This is a genomic window from Streptomyces sp. NPDC048290 (genome assembly GCF_040652095.1).
Taxonomy (GTDB): Bacteria; Actinomycetota; Actinomycetes; order Streptomycetales; family Streptomycetaceae; genus Streptomyces.
The window spans coordinates 74,858-92,955 of sequence record NZ_JBEZLM010000023.1; the positions used below are offsets into that span (position 1 = coordinate 74,858).

Genomic DNA, 18,098 nt, shown 5'->3' on the forward strand with positions numbered 1-18,098 from the left:
GGACGGTCGGGGCGGGGCGGGGATGTGGTGGAGCGGTGGGGGGTGGGTCAGGTCGTCGCGGTGAGCCGACGCGCGTAGATTTTGAACAGGGCGTGGATGCGGTACGGCTCGGGCGGGCCCTCTTCCACGAACCCGGCGTCCGCGAGCCGTTCGAGCACCTCGTCGGAGGGCGGCGGACCGGTGCCGTCCGGCGCGGCGGCGAGCCGGACGAACGCGGTGCGCAGCGCGGGGTCGAGCCGCCCGAGCGCCGCGTCGAACACCCCCGGTACGGACATCAGCGGCTCGTCGGCCAGGGCGAGCCGGGCCGGGGCGTCCTCGGCCAGCCAGGCGGCGCAGTCGGCGAGGCCGAGACCGGGCCGGGTCAGCAGCCGGGCGGCGGCGATCCGCAGACCGAGCGGGAAGTGGCCGCAGATCCGGGCCAGTTCACGGGCCGCGTCCGGCTCCCGGCCGACCCGCTCGGCCCCGAGCGTGGCCACCAGCAGGTCGTACGACTCCGGCTCGTCCAGGGTGTCGAGCCGCAGCACCAGCCCGCCGTGGGTGGCGACCAGCCCGGCGAGTCCGCGTCTGCTGGTCACCACGGCCGCTCCCACGGCGGGCGGCGGCAGCAGCGGGCGGATCTGCTCCGCGCTGGTCACATCGTCCAGGACGAGGAGCCGACGCCCGGGGCGGCTCGGGGAAGAGAGCCGCTCCAGGGCGTCGGCGGCGGAGAGCGGACTGCCGTCGGCCCCGGTCATGGTCAGGATGAGACAGCCGCCGGGGAAGGCGTCCTGCGTCAGATGGGCCGCCTGCCGGGCGAGGGCGCTCTTGCCGATCCCGGGCGCCCCCGAGATCACCACCGGCCCAGTGTCCGGCCCCGACGCGGTCAACGCGCGTTGCATGACGGCGAGTTGCGCGCGGCGACCGGTGAAGCGGGGGACTGGGGGGAGGGGGAGGGGGAGGGGGGTTGGGGCGGGGGGAGTGGAGGGAGCGGGGGGTGAGAACGCGGGGGCGGGGGCGGGGGATGGGGGAGTGGGGGGAGTGGCGGCAGCGGCGGGAGTGGGGGCGAGCAGGGCGGCGGGCGTGGGTGGGGGTGGTGCGGTGGGTGAGGGGGCGGGCGGGGTCAGGGGGCCGTCGGTGTGGTGTGGCATGGGGGACGGGGCGGAGACAGGGGCGGTGGTGCCGGGTGCGGTGTGGTCGGCGTGGCCGGGCGTGGCGGGCTCGATGGCGGCGGGTGTGACGGGTCCGGCGTGGCCCGGTGTTGCCGGTCCCCTATGGCCGGGTGAGGCGGGCCCGACGGGACCGGGCGCGGTGCTCCCGGCGAAACCGGGCGCGGTGGTCCCGGCGAAACCGGGCGCCGTGATCCCGGCCGGATCGGGTACGGCGGGCTCCGTGGCCGGACCGCCGGTGATCTCCGCCCCCGGCGGGAGCGGGACGGCCGTACGCACCGCCGTCGGGACGGCGGACAGGGCCCCCAGGGGCGCCGTCCCGGAGAGCGCCCCGCGCGGGACGGCCCCGGAGCGTCCCGCCGCCCCGCCCCCGGCGGCGGACGCCAGTTCCTCGCCCCGCAGGATCGACAGCTCGAGCCGCTGGAGCGCGGCCCCTGGATCGATCCCGAACTCCTCCTTGAGGCGCTCCTTGACGGCCCGGATCTCCACCAGGGCCTCGGTCTGCCGGCCCGTCCGGTACAGCGCCTCGATCAACTGCTCGGCGAAACGTTCCCGCTCGGGGTGGCGGCGGGCCGCGTCCCAGACCTCGGACAGCACCTCACGACATCGCCCGCGCGCCAGTTCGATGTCACAGAGCCGCTCCAGGGTCCTGAGCCGCTCCTCCGTCAGACGGGGCGCCTCGTCGCGGTGCAGCAGCTGGGAGGCGACATTGGCGAGCACCGGGCCGTGCCACAGGGCGAGCGCCTCGCGCAGCACGTACGCCTCCGTGTCGGCGTCCCCGGTGGTCCCGGCGGCGCGCACCAGGTCACGGAAGCGCAGCAGGTCCAGGGTGTCCCGGTCCATCCGCATCCGGTAACCGCCGGGCACGGCCTCGATGGTGTCGTTGGCGATCCCGTAGCGGGCGAAGATCCGGCGCAGCCGGAGCACACAACTCTGGAGCGCGGCACGGGCCGTGGCGGGCGGCTCGGTGTCCCAGACCGCGCGCAGCAGATAGTCGGTGGAGACCACCGCGCCGGAGTGGATGAGCAGGGCGGCGAGCAGATTCGTCGGCTTGGACGGCTGGAGGACGGCGGCGTGTTCACCGTCGCTGATGCTCAGGAGCCCTAGCAGCTGGAACCGCATCCTACGTGTCGCTCCGATGTGTCCTCTGGCGGTCCCGGGCGCGCGGCTGATCGAGCCTGCTCCGGGGCCGGAAAGAATACGGGGGAATACCGGGAATACCGGGTCGTACGCCGGGTGGGTGCCCGGTCCTGCAATGCGGGCGTTCCTTGCAAGCGCCAGCGACACCTTAGTGATGGATTGCAGCCAAGTCGATCCCCAGGTTGCGGAAAATCGTCGGGGCGCCGGAATGCCGGTCGTTCTCCATGAAGGTCACGGATGGTCGAGGAACGTATAGGTTGGGTAATTTGTCGGCCCTGTCCGATGGATAGATGGGGGAGGGGGTGGGCGTTACCGCTGGTGGGGGCCTTGCGTGCCGGGAAAGTAAGTCAACCCTTTGAGGCGGTCGAGTGGCGGCCGAAGAAAGGTGAATATGTTTCTGCTTTTCTCCGGCGGAGTTTTTCCGTCAAGTTCCATCGGCTACCGCCATTGGTCCGAGCCAATTTTCGGGCGCGGATCGCTGTCGTCGCGATGATCGGAGTTTGGGGTTCCCGGCAACCGGGAAACGGCCCTTGCCGGTGAAGTGAACCAATTGAATAAGGAGACGTGAATTCCGGCTGTCGGCCGGGCAAGCGATCTTGGTCCGGCCCCCACCGCCGAACGGCCGCCGCCGCTCGCGCGTCCGGTATGGCCGGAACTACCCTTGCGCGCATGACTGATTACGGGCGTCCCGTGCAGTTCGGGATCTTTCCCACCCCCAACGCCGAGCGGGTGGCGGACATCATGGCACTGGCCCGGTTCGCCGACGGCGCGGCCGGACTCGACTTCCTCGGCATCCAGGACCATCCCTACCAGCGCCGTTTCCTGGACACCTTCGCGCTGATGGGGGTGATCCTGGGACGGACCGAGCGCATCCGGGTCTTCCCGGACGTGGCCAACCTGCCGCTGCGTCCGCCCGCCGTGCTCGCCAAGACCGCCGCGAGCCTCGACGTGCTCTCCGGAGGACGGTTCGAACTCGGCCTCGGCGCGGGCGGGTTCCCGGACGCGGTGACCGCGATGGGCGGCCCCGGGCGCACCCCGGGCGAGGCCGCCGGGGCGCTGGAGGAGGCCGTCGACGTCATCCGGCTGATGTGGTCCGGTGCCCGCGCGGCGCGCTACGACGGCGTCCACTACCGGCTGGCCGGGGTGCACCCCGGCCCCGTGCCCGTCCATCCGATGGGCATCTGGCTGGGCGTCCTCGGGCCCCGGCTGCTGCGGGTCGTCGGACGCAAGGCCGACGGCTGGTGCCCCTCCGCCCCCCGCGCCACGCCCGACCTGCTGCCCGCCATGCAGGCGCGGATCGACGAGGGCGCGGCGGAGGCCGGCCGCGACCCCCGGGACATCCGCCGTCTCTACAACGTCTTCGGATCCATCACCGACGGCCCCCGCACCGGCCCGTTCGACGGTCCGCCCGCGATGTGGGTCGAGGAACTGACCTCGCTGGCCGTGGAACACGGCATGGACACCTTTGTCTTCGGCGCCCAGGACGACGATCCCGACCAGCATCGGCGATGGGTGGACGAGGTGGTTCCGGCGGTGCGGGAGGCGGTGGCGCGGCACCGGCGTCTGCCGGTGTAGGCATCGGCGGGCTTCGGTCGTACGTGCGGAGGTCTGCCGGTGGAGGCGCTGGCTGGCTTCGGCGGTACGGCACCGGCCCGGTGCGCGGGAGTTGCGTGCACCGGGCCGGTGGTAGGTGTGGATGTCCTGGCTGCTGCCCCGACGTCCGGTCCGTCGCCGTCCTGTCGGTCGTCCTGTTCGCCGTCCCGTCCGACGTTCTGGCCTTCGGCGTGTCCTTCGGCGTGCCCTTCGGCGTGTCCGTCGGTGTGTCCGTCGGTGTGTCCGTCGTCCTGGCCGTCGTTCTCGCCTTCGTCTGGTCCGTCGTCCTGTGTGTCCCTTGTGTCCCTGGACCGCTCCGGGGGCCGGGCTCTTGGCCACGGTTTCGGTCCTGGCTGCTGGACGTCGGGCGTCGGGCGTCGGCTTCGGCGCTGACGCGAGCGCGGGGGCGCGGGGCCGCGCGGTCCGTCAGACGAGCTGGTGGACCCGGTAGCTGCCGAGTTCGTAGCGGGCGCCCACGATGGCCAGCGCGCCGCTGGTCACCTTCTCCGCGAGGTCGGGCTCCGCGGCCAGCCGTGCGCGGACCAGCCGGACCTGGGCGTCTATCGTCGCGTCGACCCGGGCGTCGCCCTCCTTGGTGTGGTCGATGGCGGGCTTGATCTGGTCGGCCAGATACTGGATGTGCGCCGGGAGTTGCTCGCCGCTCTGGTCGGCCTCGACCGCCGCGCGGACCGCGCCGCACGACTGATGGCCGAGCACCATCACCAGCGGGATGCCGAGTTCGAGCACACCGTAGGCGACGCTGCCGAGCACGGCCTCGTCCAGTACCTCGCCGCCGCTGCGGACGGTCATCAGATCGCCGAGACCCTGGTCGAAGACCAGCTCCGGCGGAACACGGGAGTCGATACAGCCCAGCACCAGGGCGAAGGGGTGCTGACCGGACACCAGTTCCTGGCGGACGGTGTGCGATTCGTCCGGGTGCTGCTGGCGGAAGGTGCGCCAGCGCCGGTTGCCCGAGGCCAGCGCGGTGAGCGCCTGACCGGGGGTGGTGGGTCGGGGGCCGACGGGGCGGGTGGAGGCGGTCGCGGCGGCGGGAGCGGCGACCGCGAGACCGGCGCCGACCGCGGCGGCGCCGGTGAGCGCGGTACGGAGCAGGGTGCGCCGGGCCGGGCGTGCGGAAACCGCGCGGGCGGTCCGCGAGTTGGAATCGCTGGCTATGTGGGGAGTGCCATCTCTGTTCACACTGGAGAACGTATGCCCGATGACACGCGCCACAGTTCACGTTACTGAATCATGGCCAAGGGGGAGCAATACGTGACTGTCACTTGGAACTTCCTTGGGCTGACCGGGAACGACCCATGGGAGGACCAGGTGCGGAACGGCGTCCGGGACGCGCATGGCGGCGCGAACGGCCCCGGTCCGGGTAGGTGTTGGGTACGGTCGCGACATGCCCTACTACGTACACACCCAGGACCGTCCCGGGGTCGAGGAACGCCTGCTCGACCTGGCCGAGAGCCACTGGTCGTACATGGATCACTTCGCCGACCGGCTCGTGCTGCGCGGGCCGACGCTGACCGCCGACGGGGAGGAGCACACCGGCAGTGTCCACGTCGTGGATCTCGCCGGGCGCGCCGAGGCCGAGCGCTTCGGGCACGAGGAGCCGTACTGGCGGGCCGGGCTTTACGAGAACATCACCGTTTCCAGGGTGGCTGTGGTGCGGGCGCGCCCGACCAAGACCTCCGCCGCGCTCGTCACCGGCGTCTGGCCGTCCCAGCCCCGTGATCCCGGGCATCTGGTGGATGAACTCGGCGACGACCGGATCGACTTCCTCGCCCTGCTCGTCGACGACGAGGGGGCGCGGACGAGCGGGGTCGTCGCGGCGGTGAGCGCGCTGCCCGACACCGCGTGGGCCGTGCTCCGGCCCATCGCCGACCGGCTCGCCGGTGGCGGGCCCGTACCGCTCACCGCGCGGCGGTGGCAGCAAGGGGGGCGCCCGTAGGGACGGGGCGCCGACGCTGGGCGGCGGCCCGCGCGGACGCGGGTCCGCCGCCGTGGGTGACGGGCCGCCGCTGTAGGGGTCGGTGAGGAGGACCGTCGTATACGGCCGGTTCATGAGGGCGTCACATGGGGGCGGTCCCCCGAGCGCGTCATGTGCGGCCGGTTTCCCGGAGCTTCACATGTGACGGGGGTCCCTGGAGCGTGACATGTGGCTGGGCTTCCTGGAACGTCAAAGATGGCCGGGCTTCCTGGAGCGTGACATGTGGCCGGGCTCTCTGGGGCTTCACATGTGGTCGGTTCCCTGGACCGTCCTGCCGGGGCCCGTTCCCCGGAGGGTCACGCGTCCGCCGGTGTCGCCCGCGCCGCCGTCCCCGTGCGGGTGGCGCGTCGGGCCAGCGGGACCAGGGCGATGGCGACCGCGCCGACCAGGCCCGCCAGCGCGAAGGTGGTGAACCCCCAGCTCTCGTTGCCGCCGGCGGCCAGCGCCCCGATCAGCGAGGGCCCGACCACCGCGCCGGTGCGGCCGATCCCGGTCACCCAGCCGAGCCCGGCCGCCCGCTCACTCTCCCGGTAGACGGTGGCGGTCGCCGCGTAGACCATCACCTGGGCGCTGAACAGCCAGACGCCGGTGAGCGCGACGACCACGTACGTCAGCGCCAGCGACAGGTGTGCCTGGAGCAGCAGCGCGCCCACCGCCGTCAGGACGAACCAGATCGCCGAGACCCGGACCGCCCCGAACCGGTCGGCGGTGCGGCCCGCGATGAGCAGGCCGGCGATCCCGCCCGCGTTGATGACCAGCAGGAAGCTGACCGAGGAGGAGAGCCCGTAGCCGGACGCCCGCATCATCTGCGGCAGCCAGGTGCTCACCCCGTACACCAGCAGCAGCCCGCTGAAGGAGGCCAGCCACAGCAGTGGGGTCGCCCAGCGGGCGTCGGGGGCGAACAGCGCGCGCACGGCGGCCAGTCGCCCCTTCGCCCCGGCGGCGGGCGCGGCGAGGGCGGTCGGCCGCGGCAGCCCGTACCGGTCGGCGACCGCGTCCGCGCGGCTCCGCTCCCCCCGCGCCAGCAGCACCCCCGGCGACTCGGGCAGCAGCGCCAGCAGCAGCGGTACGGCGATCAGCGCGGGCAGCACACCCGCCCAGAACACCCAGCGCCAGCCCCAGGCCGGGGCCAGCGTCAGCCCGAGCCCGGTCGCCGCCATACCGCCCGCGTGGTACGAGGTCATCAGCAGCCCCGTGGTCAGGGCGGCCCGGCGCGGCGGCGCGAACTCCAGCACCATCGCGAGACAGAGCGGCATCAGCCCGCCGAGCCCGAGCCCGGACACGAACCGGCCGGTCCCGAACAGGGCGGTCCCGCCCGCCAGCGCGCACACCGCCGAACCGGCCGAGAACAGCGTCACGCTGGCCACCAGCATCAGCCGGCGGCCGAGCCAGTCGGTGAGGTTCCCGGCGGTCAGCGCGCCGATCAGCATCCCGAACGTGGTCCAACTGCCGATGGTCCCGGCGGTGCCGGGGGTCAGTCCGAGTCCGGTGTCGTCGAGCATGTGCGGCATCACGGCGCCGTAGATGTTCACATCCATGCCGTCGAAGAACACGGCCAGCCAGCACAGCGCGAGGACGGGCGCGACGGAACGGAAGGTGTGCGTGGGACGGGGAGCGGGGGTGGGGGGAAGGGCAGGAGACATCGTCGTCCTCGGGGAGGGGATGTGGGGGTCCGCGGAGCGGGGAGGGGCGGGGGAGCGGGGCGGGGACAGGGCGGGGGGACTGGGCGCAAGGGGGCGTTCTCCAGGCCGTGTTCGCCTGGTGAAAAGAGCTTCACAGTGATCGCCCGAGTCTCGGGTCACCGGCGGTGGCTGTCAACGGCGGCGGCGGAAGTGGACGGAAATCGGCTTCCGCGCGGTCCGGGCGTGTCGCGTGCCGCGATGTCGAGGCCCTGGGGCGCCCCGGACTCCTTCGGTCACCTTCCGGTGACCCGGTCACCGAAAAGTGCGTTCTTCCACGTCACGCGCCGCTCTCCTACGGTTTTCAGAGACCCGCGGGAGAGCCGCGCGGGTCGGGAGCGCAGGCATGACGAGGAGAGCGGTATGGCTATCACCCTGATCAACCCGAGTGGACTGCCGGAGACCGAGGTGTACCGGCAGGTGTCCGTCGCGACCGGCACGCGGCTGGTGCATCTGGCCGGTCAGGTCGCCTGGGACGCCGACGGGAAGACCGTCGGCGAGGGCGATCTCGCCGCCCAGGTCGAGCGGTGCTACCTCAATGTCGCCACCGCGCTGGCCGCCGTCGGCGGCACCTTCGCGGACGTGGCGAAGCTGACGGTGTACGTCGTCGACTGGACGCCGGAGAAGATGCCGCAGTTCCTGGCGGGCGTCGCGCGGGCGGCCGGACAGCTGGGCGGCACACCAGTGCCGCCCGGGACGCTGGTGGGCGTCGCCGCCCTGGACGTGCCCGAGCACCTGGTGGAGGTCGACGCCGTGGCCGTGCTCGACTGACGGCGCGGGTCGCGCGGACGGGGGGCATGGAGTCGCGCGCGGGAGGTTCCCGGAGCGCCGGGGGAAGGCTGGTGTCGTACTCGGCGGCGGTCGCGCGAGCGACACGGACGGCACGGCACGGTACGGACCCATGACACGCACCCACTCCTCGGCGACACCCCCGCGCACCGGCCCCGCGCGGTGGGCCCGGCACGTACCCTCCCGGCGGGGGTACTGACCGCCGTACCGCTGACGGGGTGCGGTGGCTCGGACGACAAGGGCGGCGGCGCGCCGCGCGACACCGGGGCGTCTCCCACGGCGGGCGTCCCGTGGGCCACGGCTGCCGCGACACCCGCCGCCCAGGCGCCCGCCCGCTCCGCCGCCGGCGGACACGACATCGCCGCCTGTGCCGACGCCGACTGCGATGTACGGGTCCCCGCACCGGTCGGCATGGGCTTTCCGGGGCCCGCCGGGCACACGGACCTCGCGGCCACGGAGGTCGGCCCCGACACGGTCGCCTCCACCCTGACCTGGCCCAGGGGCCGCTCCCACAGTGCGGTGAACGGGACCGGACAGGGCTGCCTCACCGTGCTGCGGCCCGGCGGCAGCGACACCTCCTGTGCCCGTCTCCCGGGTCCGCCGCCCGCTCCCGAACCCGGCATGACCGGACCGGACGGCACGGCGCTGCTGCACCCGCGCACGGGCTGAGGGCGTCAGAGCCCCGCGCCTCACGCCTCCAGGTCGTCCGCGAAGTGCCGGAACCCGTGCCGCCCGGTGTGCAGCGACCACACGGTGTCGGCCAGCACGGCCGGGTCCCTGCGCGGATGCCCGGTCACGATCGCGCCGGGGACGACCAGTTGGGCGACATGGACGCCGTCGGGCGCGAGCGCGTCGTGCAGCAGATGGCCGTACGCGCTCTCGGCGGCGAACGCGACCGATGTGCCCGTGCGTTCGGGGTGCGGGACGACCGCCGTACCGCCGTTGACGAGGACGATGGTCCCGTGGCCCAGCGCGCGCATCCCGGGGAGCACCGCGCGGACCGCGGTGACCGGTCCGTACAGGGAGAACTCGATCGGGCCGGTCAGGTCGTCGGGGCCGGTCTCCAGGACCGGGAGCATGAAGTCCGGCGGCGGGACCGGGCTGTACTGGAGGACCTCGACCGGACCCAGCGTCCCGGCCGCCGCCTCCAGCGCCGCGGTCAGCGCCCCCTGGTCACGGACGTCGGCGGGGAAGCCCCGCGCGGTGACGCCTTCCCGGCCCAGCGCGGCGGCGAGGGCGTCCGTACGGGCCCGGTCACGGGCGACCAGGGCCACGGCGAACCCCTCGCGGCCGAAGCGCCGGGCGACAGCCGCACCGAGTCCGGGCCCGGCCCCGACGATGGCGATGGTGGTCATGACCCCCACCTCAGCACGGCCCGAGCCCCGCCCCAGGAACGACACGGCCTGAGCCGCCTCCCGAGGACGACATGGCCTGGGCCCGCCCCTTGGACGGCACGGCTGGGCCTCACCCCGAGGAAGACGCATCCCCAGGAAGACGCCTCCCGAGGACGACACGGCCTGAGCCCCCTCCCGAGGACGACACCACATGTGCGCCGCCCCCCCCAGGCGCCCCGACATGTGCCCCGCCCCGAGGGCGACACGGCCTACGCCCCGCCCGAAGCGAGACACGCCCCCGCCCGAAGCGAGACCCGCCCCGCATCGCGACACGCCGTGCATCACGACACGCGCCGCATCGCGACACGCCAAGGAAAGCCGACCGCCCAACACCCCCGCACCGGACGCGAAACCCCCCTCCCATGCTCGCTCATGCTCAAAACTGCTTTGTTTCGAACACGTATTGACATGCAACTGGCGAGGACGGCACAGTCGTGCAGCGACACGAAGCGACAAGTGATGCAGGCCACTCACCGATGCACCCCACTCACCGAGGAGCGTGCCGTGATGTCCCACCACCCCTCTGTCTCCCGCCGGTTGCTGCTGGGCGGAGCCGTCGCAGGCGGCGCGTTCGCGACCGGAGTGGGCGGCGCGGCCCACGCGGCGGCGCCCACCGGCCACACGCCCGGCCGCAGACCCGGCCAGAAGTCGATGATCGGCGTCCCCTTCGAGGTCCACCGCACCGTCCGGGTCGCCGTGATCGGTCTCGGCAACCGGGGCTCGGGCATGGTCTTGGGCTGGGCCGCGGTGCCCGGCTGTACCGTGACCGCCGTCTGCGACATCCGCGCCGACCGCGCCACCCGCGCCGCCGACCGGCTGGTCGCCAAGGGCGAACCGCGCCCCGCCGAGTACGGCGGCTCCGCCGACGCCTACGCCCGGATGCTGCGCCGCGACGACATCGACCTCGTCTACATCGCCACCCCGTGGGAGTTCCACCACGAACAGGGCCGCACCGCCCTGCTCAGCGGCAAGCACGCGGTGGTCGAACTGCCCGTCGCCACCGAACTGCGCGAGCTGTGGGACCTGGTCGACACCTCCGAGCGCACCCGCCGCCATCTCCTGCTCGCCGAGAACTGCTCCTATGGCCGCAACGAGCTGGCGATGCTGAAGCTGGCCCACGACGGGGCCTTCGGCGAGATCACCGACGGCCATGGCGGCTACCTCCACGACCTGCGCGAACTCCTCTTCTCCGACACCTACTACACCGACTCCTGGCGTCGGCTCTGGCACACCCGCTCCACCGCCTCGCTCTACCCCATGCACGGCCTCGCGCCCATCGCCGCCGCCATGGACATCAACCGGGGCGACCGCATGACCACCCTGAGCGCCTCCGCGACCGCCCCCAGGGGGCTCGCCGACTACCGTGCCCGGTTCATGCCCCGCGACCACCCGTCGTGGAAGGAGACCTATGTCAACGGCGACCTGGTCACCTGCATGATCGACACCGCCCAGGGCCGGGTCATCCGCGCCGAGCACCAGGTCAGCTCCCCCCGCCCGTACAGCCGGATCAACTCGCTGGCCGGCAGCCGGGGCATCCTGGAGGACTACACCGGACCCGGCCCCACCGGAGCGCGGATCTACCTCGAACCCGACCACGGCGGCCACTCCTGGCGCGACTTCGCCCCCTACCGCAGGAACGCCGACCACTGGCTGTGGCTCAAGGTCGGCGACGACGCCGCCAACAACGGCGGCCACGGCGGCATGGACTACGTACTCCAGTGGCGGACCGTGCAGTTGATGCGGGCCGGACTGGTGCCCGACATCGACGTCTACGACTCGGCGGCCTGGTGCTCCGCCGTCCCCCTGAGCGCCGCCTCGCTCGCCCGCGACGGCCGCCCGGTGGAGGTCCCCGACTTCACCCGCGGCGCCTGGCGCAAACCCCGGGCGGGCCTGGACTCCGAGCCCACGGACATGCCCCCCGTCGGATAGCCCCGCACCGGGACGTACGCGTCCCGGGGAGGGTCCGAACGGCACTGCAATCCGCCGCCCTGGCTGGCGAATCGGTTCACCGCCCTGCGATGATCGAGGCTCGCGTTTCCTTGATCCTCCTGCGACGGAGTCGTGATGACCGCTGAGATCCCCAGCCCGCGCATCGACACCAGTCGACCGCACCCCGCACGGGTGTACGACTGGCTGCTGGGCGGCAAGGACAACTACCCCGTCGACGAGGCCGTGGGCGCGAAGCTGCCGCCCGAGGCGCGGGACGCCGCCCGGCAGAACCGCGAGTTCATGCACCGGGCGGTGGCCTGGCTCGCCGCCGAAGGCGTCGACCAGTTCCTCGACATCGGCACCGGCATCCCCACCGAGCCCAACCTCCACCAGATAGTGCAGGGCGTACGCCCGGACGCCCGGGTCGTGTACACGGACAACGACCCGATCGTGCTGCGCCACGCCGAGGCGCTGCTCGTGAGCCGTCCGGAAGGCGCGACCGACTACGTGCAGGCCGATGTCCGGCGGCCGGACGAGATCCTGGAGCACGCCCGTGGCGTCCTCGACTTCGACCGGCCGATCGCCCTGTCCCTGATCGCCCTGATGCACTTCATCAACGACGACCAGGACCCCTACGGCATCGTCGGCAATCTGATCGGCGCGCTGCCCTCGGGCAGTTGGCTGGTTCTGTCGCACGCGTCCTCCGACCTCTTCCCCGAACTGTCGGACCAGGTCACCGCGGAATACGCGCGCGGCGGCATCAAGCTCGGCTTCCGCGACCGCGCCCAGGTGACCCGCTTCTACGACGGGCTGGAACTGGCCGAGCCCGGCCTGGTGACGGCCACCGAGTGGTTCCAGGGCACCCCGCCGACGTCCGAGCCCAGCGGCATCTACGCCGGTGTCGCCCGGATTCCGTGACGGACCGGCCATGATGAGCGGTCCTCCGCCCTACGGACGTCTCCTGGTCCGCCCCGACACGCTGGACCCGGCCCTGCGGCTGTTCCGGCACACCGGCGGGTATGGCGAGTTCGGCACGGTCGCGGGCGTCGCCGCGCCGGGATTCCCCGCCTACGCACGGCTCCTCCACCCGGCGGAACTGGCCGGACAGCCGGTGCCCTGGACAGCCGTCGCCGCCGCCCGGGGACGGCCGCTGACCGCCGCCACCTGCTGGCACGAACTGGTCGGCAAGGACCGCGACCACCTGCACACCGACGACGGCGGCCTGCCCGGCGTCTGGGACGAACACCCCGCCGAGGGCCCGACCCCCGCCGCGCTCGCCCACGCCGTCCTGCCCGTCCTCGCCCGCCACACCACCACCCCCGACCGCTGCTGGTTCGGCCTCTGGGACGGCTACGGACGCCGGAACTTCGACGGCGTGCCCACCTTCACCACACCCGGCCGCGAGGAGATCCTGCTGTCCGGCCCGCTCACCGACGTCACCTCACCGGTCGGCGAGGACGAGTTCACCGAGCTGCCCGACCTGTGGTGGCCCGAGGACACCGCCTGGATCGTGGGCGGCGACGTCGACCTGGTCAGCACCTACGTCGGTGGCAGCCACGCCCTGATCGCCGACCTGCTCGCCACCCCCGGCGTCGAGGCCCTGCCGGTGCAGCCCGGCGCGCCCGTGGACTGAGCGCGCGGCCCGGCACGGCACCGCCTAGCCTGGCGCCGACGTGCCGACGTGCCGACGTGCCGACGTGCCGACGTGCCGACGTGCCGACCGCCCGGCCACCTGGACGCCGTAGGGACTACCCCCACGGTTGCGTACCGCCCGCCCCGCGTACCCCGGAAGTTGCGGTCCGGCCCTCAGGGATATCCCCCGTGAGAGGAACGCGCTGGTCAGCGCGCCGATCTACGCTGAAGCCATGGTCTTGGACATGATGTCCCGGGTGCGCGGGCGGCTGCGCGCCTCTTGGCACGGCGACGCCGCGCTCGCCCTCGGCATGTTCGTGGTCGTCGGCCTCGGCAGCCTGCGCTCACTGATCGGCTCGCGCGAGGAGCCCTGGAGCGCCACCGCGTTCTCCTGGCTGCTGATCGCCCTGTCCTGCGCCGCCCTGTACCAGCGCCGCCGCCACCCGGTGGCCGTCTGCGCCTTCGTCCTGGCCGCCTGCGCCGTGTACTACCTGACCAGCACCTACGACGGGCCGCTGCTGGTGGTCGCCGTGGTCGCCCTCTACACGGTCGCCGCCGAGGGGCGGCTGGCCGCGGCCGTCGTCCTCGGGCTGGTCGTCGTCGCCGCCACCGGCCTCGGCACCCTCGCCGGGAACGACGACGTCACCGGCGTCGCCCTGTTCATGCTCGCGGGCTGGCTGGTCGGGATCATCGCGCTGGGGCGGCTGCGCCACAACCGGCTGGCCTACGCCCGGCAGGCCGAGCGCCGGGCCGTCAGCGAGGAACGCCTGCGGATCGCCCGTGACCTGCACGACGTCATCGGCCACCACCTCTCCCTGATCAACGTCCAGTCCGCGGCGGCGCTGCGCCGGCTGACCCGGCATCCGGAGGCGGGCGCCGCCCAGGCCGAACAGGCACTCGCCGCCATCAAGGACTCCAGCCGGGAGGCGCTGCGCGATCTGCGCGCCACCCTCGGCGTCCTGCGCCAGGCGGGCGAGACCGCCCCCACCGCGCCCGCCCCCAGCCTCGGACGGATCGGTGAACTCGCCGAGTCCGCCCGCCGGACCGGGCTCGACGTCCGGGTGGAGACGGCGGGGGAGCGGGCCGCGCCGCCCGCCGAGGTCGGCCTCGCCGCGTACCGGATCGTGCAGGAGTCCCTCACCAACGTCACCCGGCACGCCCGCGCCGCAGCCGTCGTCATCCGCATCGACCAGCGCCCCGGCGAACTCCGCGTGGAGATCGCCGACGACGGCCACGGCGGGCCCTCACCCGGCACCGCCCAGGGCACCGGCATCAGCGGTATGCGGGAACGCGCCCGCGCCCTCGGCGGCGAACTCACCACCGGCCCGCGCCCCGGCGGCGGCTTCACCGTCCGCGCCCGGCTGCCCTGCACCCCGCCGCCCCCGGCGGAGGCATAGCCCATGACCACGGCGCGGACGCCACCGACCGGGGACGGGGACCCCGTCCGTCATCATGGGCGGCAGACCCTGTCCCCGCCGTCCCGAACGGAGCGTCCCCCCGCCATGATCAAGGTCCTGCTCGCCGACGACCAGCGCCTGGTGCGCGCCGGGTTCCGGTCGATCCTGGAGGACGAGGAGGACTTCGACGTGGTCGGCGAGGCCGCCGACGGCGCCGAGGCCGTCGCCCGCTGCCGTGAACTCGCCCCGGACGTCGTCCTCATGGACATCCGCATGCCCGGCACCGACGGTCTGGAGGCCGCCCGCCAGATCGGCGCCGACCCCCGGCTGAGCGCCGTGAAGGTCGTCATCCTCACCACCTTCGACCTCGACGACCATGTCTATGGAGCGCTGCGCGCCGGAGCCACCGGCTTCCTCGTCAAGGACACCGAACCCGAGGAACTCATCCAGGCCGTACGGGTGGCCGCCCGCGGCGACGCCCTGATCAGCCCCGGCATCACCCGCAGACTGATCGCCGAGTTCGCGGGCCGCGTCAAGGTCCCCGACCCCAGCCCCCGGCTGAACGCCCTCACCGACCGCGAGCGCGAGGTGATGCGCCTGGTCGCCCAGGGGCTGAGCAACGACGAGATCGCCGCCCACCTGGTGCTCAGCCCCGCCACCGCCAAGACACATGTCAGCCGGGTCATGACCAAGCTGGCCGTCCGCGACCGCTCCCAACTCGTCGTCCTCGCCTACGAGTCCGGCATGGTCACCCCCGGCTGGCTGGGCGGCTGACTACCCGCGCGGTACGCCGACCCGCCCGACCGCAACCCGGGCGGTACACCGGATGCCCACCCCGGGCCGACGCGCACCGCGCGGCCCGCCGCCGAGTCTGACGGCATGAACTCACCCGCGCCTTCCGGCGCCGCGCGGACCACGGCGCCGCACGACGACCCCCGACCCCCCTCGCCGCCCGACGGCCGGGGCGGGCTCCCGGCCCGGCTGGCGGGCTGGGCCCAGCGGCGGCGCTGGGCGGCCGTCCTGCTCTGGCTGCTCGTCGTGGCCGCCGTCACGGCCGGCGCGCAGACCGCGGGCAGCGCCTACCGCAACGACTTCACGCTGCCCGGCACGGACTCGCAGACCGCCACCGACCTGCTCCGCGCCCACGGCGCCACGCAGGCCGGGGACAGCGTGCAGATCGTCCTCCAGGACACCGGCGGCGTGGCCGACGACCGGACCCCCGTCGAGGCGATGCTCGCCGAGGTCCGCGACCTGCCCGGCGTCGCCGAGGTCCGCAGCCCCTACCAGGACGCCTCCGCCGTCTCCCGGGACGGCACCGTCGCCTACGCCACCGTCACCCTCACCGGCAAGGCGGAGGAGGTCCCCGCCGCACACATCACCCGGATCATCGACACCGCGCGGGACGCCGTGTCCGCCACCCTGCGCGTCGAACTCGGCGGGGACGCCGTACGGGCCGTAGAGGAGGGCGGGGGAGGCGCCGCCGAGGGCGCGGGCATCCTCGCCGCGCTCGTCGTCCTCGTCCTCCTCTTCGGCTCCCTGCTCGCGGCGGCCGTACCGCTGGTCACCGCGGTGTTCGCGGTCGGCGGAGCGGTCGGCCTGATCGCGCTGGCCTCGCATGTCTTCACCGTCGCCGACTTCACCCCGCCCATCATGATGCTGGTCGGACTCGGTGTCGGCGTCGACTACGCGCTGCTCATCTTCCACCGCTACCGGCACGAGATCATCGCCGGAGCCGATCGCGCGAGCGCCACCCGCACCGCCCTGGACGCCGCCGGACGCACGGTCGTCTTCGCGGGCTGTACGGTCATCGTCGCGCTGCTCGGCCTGGTCGTCCTCGGCCTCGGCTCGCTCCAGGGCGTCGCCCTCGCCGTCGCCCTCACCGTGCTGGTCACCATGGCCGCCTCGCTGACCCTGCTGCCCGCGCTGCTCGCCCTGTTCGGCTCCCGTATCGAACGGCACATCCACCGCCAGGACCGCCGGGCGCGCGCCAAGGGCCGTGAGGAAGGCGCCCGTTGGCGGGCCTGGGCCACCGCCGTGCAGCGCCGCCCGCTGCCCGCGCTGCTCGTCGCCGTACTCGCCCTGCTCGCCCTGTCCGCCCCCGCCCTCGGACTGCGCCTGGGCTTCGCCGACGCCGGGAACGACGCCGCCACCAGCACCAGCCGACAGGCGTACGACCTGCTCGCCGAGGGGTTCGGCCCCGGCTTCAACGGCCCGCTGGTGATCGTCGGCGAAGGCGGCGGCGACACCGGCGCCCGGCTGCGCGCCACGCTGGCCGGGACCGACGGCATCGCCGCCGTCAGCCCCCCGCTGCCCAGCGCCGACGGCGCCCTCACCACCGTCGTCGCCTACCCCCGCACCGCGCCCCAGGACCAGGGCACCACCGACCTCGTGCACCGGCTGCGCGACGACGTCCTGCCGGACCTCGCGGACCGCACCGGCGCCGACTACCTCGTCGGCGGTGCCACCGCCGCCACCCAGGACTTCTCCGACGCCGTCTCCGGCCGGATGGCCCTGTTCGTCGCGATCGTCGTCGGGCTGTCCACGCTGCTCCTGACGGTCGTCTTCCGCTCCCTGCTGATCCCGCTCAAGGCGGCCCTGCTCAACCTGCTGTCCATCGCCGCCGCGCTCGGCGCCATCACCCTGGTCTTCCAGCACGGCTGGTTCGGAGTGGAGCCGGGGCCGATCGAGGCGTTCATCCCGGTCATGATCTTCGCCATCGTGTTCGGACTGTCCATGGACTACGAGGTCTTCCTCGTCTCCCGCATCCACGAGGAGTGGGAGCGCACCGGGGACGCCGAGCACGCGGTCCGCGAGGGCCTCGCCCGGACTGGGCGGGTCATCACCGCCGCCGCGGCCATCATGATCGTGGTGTTCGCCGCGTTCGTGCTCAGCCCGAGCCGGATGCTCCAGCAGTTCGGGCTCGGCCTCGCGGTGGCGGTGCTGCTGGACGCCGTCGTCATCCGCTGTCTGATCGTCCCGGCCGTACTGCAACTGCTCGGGAAGCGCGCGTGGTGGCTGCCGGGGGCGCTGGCGCGGCTGCTGCCGAGGGTGGCACTGGAGCGGCCCGCACCCGGACCGGAGGGCGGGATGGGACCACACCGGTAGGGGGGAGCGCCGGGACCGCCGCGGGGGCCGCCCTGACGGGGGCGGTGGTCCCGGCGCCGTGGGGATGTCGTGGTGGTTCCGGTGCCGTGGGGGGTGGAGTGGTAGTTCCGGCGCCGTGGGGGGTGGAGTGGTGGTGGGGCGTGTGCCGTTGGGGCGGCTGCCCGGGGGTGCTTGCCATGCGGGGCCGTTGTGGGACGCCTGCTGTAGGGGCGGCTGCCCGGGGACGCTTGCCATGCGGGGCGGCTGTGCGACGGGTGCCGTTGGGGCGGTTGCCTGGCGGCGCTTGCCATGTGGGGGGC

The 18,098-nt window shown here is 73.6% G+C and carries 14 protein-coding genes; 10 read left to right on the plus strand and 4 right to left on the minus strand.

Annotation, left to right across the window (positions count from 1 at the left end; genetic code table 11):
- Positions 1 to 47 precede the first annotated feature (47 nt).
- Positions 48 to 2,267 (minus strand): BTAD domain-containing putative transcriptional regulator, encoded by a 2,220-nt coding sequence (locus AB0D49_RS31740; protein WP_362764124.1) that lies wholly within the window; start codon positions 2,265 to 2,267, stop codon positions 48 to 50.
- A gap of 687 nt (positions 2,268 to 2,954) precedes the next feature.
- Here AB0D49_RS31740 and AB0D49_RS31745 point away from each other — a divergent pair.
- Positions 2,955 to 3,860 carry an LLM class flavin-dependent oxidoreductase gene (locus tag AB0D49_RS31745; protein ID WP_362764128.1) on the plus strand — a complete coding sequence of 302 codons (906 nt, stop codon included), beginning with the start codon at positions 2,955 to 2,957 and terminating at the stop codon, positions 3,858 to 3,860.
- 444 nt (positions 3,861 to 4,304) lie between these two features.
- Here AB0D49_RS31745 and AB0D49_RS31750 read toward each other — a convergent pair whose 3' ends face one another.
- Positions 4,305 to 5,054, minus strand: a complete 750-nt coding sequence (locus AB0D49_RS31750) for a carbonic anhydrase (protein ID WP_362764313.1) — start codon at positions 5,052 to 5,054, stop codon at positions 4,305 to 4,307.
- A 229-nt stretch (positions 5,055 to 5,283) separates the two neighbouring features.
- Between AB0D49_RS31750 and AB0D49_RS31755 the strand changes: the two genes are divergently transcribed.
- Positions 5,284 to 5,835 carry a YciI family protein gene (locus AB0D49_RS31755; RefSeq protein ID WP_362764131.1) on the plus strand — a complete coding sequence of 184 codons (552 nt, stop codon included), beginning with the start codon at positions 5,284 to 5,286 and terminating at the stop codon, positions 5,833 to 5,835.
- 335 nt (positions 5,836 to 6,170) lie between these two features.
- Here AB0D49_RS31755 and AB0D49_RS31760 read toward each other — a convergent pair whose 3' ends face one another.
- Positions 6,171 to 7,517, minus strand: coding sequence for an MFS transporter (locus AB0D49_RS31760; RefSeq protein WP_362764134.1), 1,347 nt, complete (start codon positions 7,515 to 7,517; stop codon positions 6,171 to 6,173).
- A gap of 399 nt (positions 7,518 to 7,916) precedes the next feature.
- Between AB0D49_RS31760 and AB0D49_RS31765 the strand changes: the two genes are divergently transcribed.
- Both AB0D49_RS31765 and AB0D49_RS31770 read left to right on the plus strand, forming a co-directional pair.
- Positions 7,917 to 8,324, plus strand: a complete 408-nt coding sequence (locus tag AB0D49_RS31765; RefSeq protein WP_362764137.1) for a RidA family protein — start codon at positions 7,917 to 7,919, stop codon at positions 8,322 to 8,324.
- A gap of 180 nt (positions 8,325 to 8,504) precedes the next feature.
- The gene (locus tag AB0D49_RS31770) at positions 8,505 to 9,011 is read left to right on the plus strand and encodes a hypothetical protein (RefSeq protein WP_362764140.1); all 507 of its coding nucleotides are present in this window, start codon (positions 8,505 to 8,507) and stop codon (positions 9,009 to 9,011) included.
- A gap of 20 nt (positions 9,012 to 9,031) precedes the next feature.
- On the opposite strand, the gene AB0D49_RS31775 is transcribed toward AB0D49_RS31770, so the two are convergent.
- On the minus strand, positions 9,032 to 9,697 hold the full coding sequence (locus tag AB0D49_RS31775; protein WP_362764143.1) for an SDR family NAD(P)-dependent oxidoreductase: 666 nt from the start codon (positions 9,695 to 9,697) through the stop codon (positions 9,032 to 9,034).
- 546 nt (positions 9,698 to 10,243) lie between these two features.
- Here AB0D49_RS31775 and AB0D49_RS31780 point away from each other — a divergent pair.
- From AB0D49_RS31780 to AB0D49_RS31805, 6 genes are all read left to right on the plus strand, one after another.
- On the plus strand, positions 10,244 to 11,665 hold the full coding sequence (locus AB0D49_RS31780; protein ID WP_362764146.1) for a Gfo/Idh/MocA family oxidoreductase: 1,422 nt from the start codon (positions 10,244 to 10,246) through the stop codon (positions 11,663 to 11,665).
- Positions 11,666 to 11,800: 135 nt separating this feature from the next.
- Positions 11,801 to 12,583 carry an SAM-dependent methyltransferase gene (locus AB0D49_RS31785; protein ID WP_362764149.1) on the plus strand — a complete coding sequence of 261 codons (783 nt, stop codon included), beginning with the start codon at positions 11,801 to 11,803 and terminating at the stop codon, positions 12,581 to 12,583.
- A 13-nt stretch (positions 12,584 to 12,596) separates the two neighbouring features.
- Positions 12,597 to 13,298: a hypothetical protein gene (locus AB0D49_RS31790; RefSeq protein WP_362764152.1), complete on the plus strand. Its 702-nt coding sequence runs from the start codon at positions 12,597 to 12,599 to the stop codon at positions 13,296 to 13,298.
- Between the two features lie 232 nt (positions 13,299 to 13,530).
- Positions 13,531 to 14,694 carry a sensor histidine kinase gene (locus AB0D49_RS31795; protein WP_362764155.1) on the plus strand — a complete coding sequence of 388 codons (1,164 nt, stop codon included), beginning with the start codon at positions 13,531 to 13,533 and terminating at the stop codon, positions 14,692 to 14,694.
- Between the two features lie 105 nt (positions 14,695 to 14,799).
- The gene (locus AB0D49_RS31800; protein WP_362764158.1) at positions 14,800 to 15,468 is read left to right on the plus strand and encodes a response regulator transcription factor; all 669 of its coding nucleotides are present in this window, start codon (positions 14,800 to 14,802) and stop codon (positions 15,466 to 15,468) included.
- Between the two features lie 105 nt (positions 15,469 to 15,573).
- A complete protein-coding gene (locus tag AB0D49_RS31805; protein ID WP_362764161.1) occupies positions 15,574 to 17,799 on the plus strand; it encodes an MMPL family transporter in 2,226 nt (741 codons plus the stop codon).
- Positions 17,800 to 18,098 lie beyond the last annotated feature (299 nt).

What these genes read in the sequence shown, in the direction of transcription:
- AB0D49_RS31740 (WP_362764124.1), bottom strand. Translation starts at nt 2,267, where the DNA reads ATGCGGTTCCAGCTGCTAGGGCTCCTGAGCATCAGCGACGGTGAACAC.
- AB0D49_RS31745 (WP_362764128.1), top strand. Translation starts at nt 2,955, where the DNA reads ATGACTGATTACGGGCGTCCCGTGCAGTTCGGGATCTTTCCCACCCCC.
- AB0D49_RS31755 (WP_362764131.1), top strand. Translation starts at nt 5,284, where the DNA reads ATGCCCTACTACGTACACACCCAGGACCGTCCCGGGGTCGAGGAACGC.
- AB0D49_RS31760 (WP_362764134.1), bottom strand. Translation starts at nt 7,517, where the DNA reads ATGTCTCCTGCCCTTCCCCCCACCCCCGCTCCCCGTCCCACGCACACC.
- AB0D49_RS31765 (WP_362764137.1), top strand. Translation starts at nt 7,917, where the DNA reads ATGGCTATCACCCTGATCAACCCGAGTGGACTGCCGGAGACCGAGGTG.
- AB0D49_RS31775 (WP_362764143.1), bottom strand. Translation starts at nt 9,697, where the DNA reads ATGACCACCATCGCCATCGTCGGGGCCGGGCCCGGACTCGGTGCGGCT.
- AB0D49_RS31780 (WP_362764146.1), top strand. Translation starts at nt 10,244, where the DNA reads ATGTCCCACCACCCCTCTGTCTCCCGCCGGTTGCTGCTGGGCGGAGCC.
- AB0D49_RS31785 (WP_362764149.1), top strand. Translation starts at nt 11,801, where the DNA reads ATGACCGCTGAGATCCCCAGCCCGCGCATCGACACCAGTCGACCGCAC.
- AB0D49_RS31790 (WP_362764152.1), top strand. Translation starts at nt 12,597, where the DNA reads ATGAGCGGTCCTCCGCCCTACGGACGTCTCCTGGTCCGCCCCGACACG.
- AB0D49_RS31795 (WP_362764155.1), top strand. Translation starts at nt 13,531, where the DNA reads ATGGTCTTGGACATGATGTCCCGGGTGCGCGGGCGGCTGCGCGCCTCT.
- AB0D49_RS31800 (WP_362764158.1), top strand. Translation starts at nt 14,800, where the DNA reads ATGATCAAGGTCCTGCTCGCCGACGACCAGCGCCTGGTGCGCGCCGGG.
- AB0D49_RS31805 (WP_362764161.1), top strand. Translation starts at nt 15,574, where the DNA reads ATGAACTCACCCGCGCCTTCCGGCGCCGCGCGGACCACGGCGCCGCAC.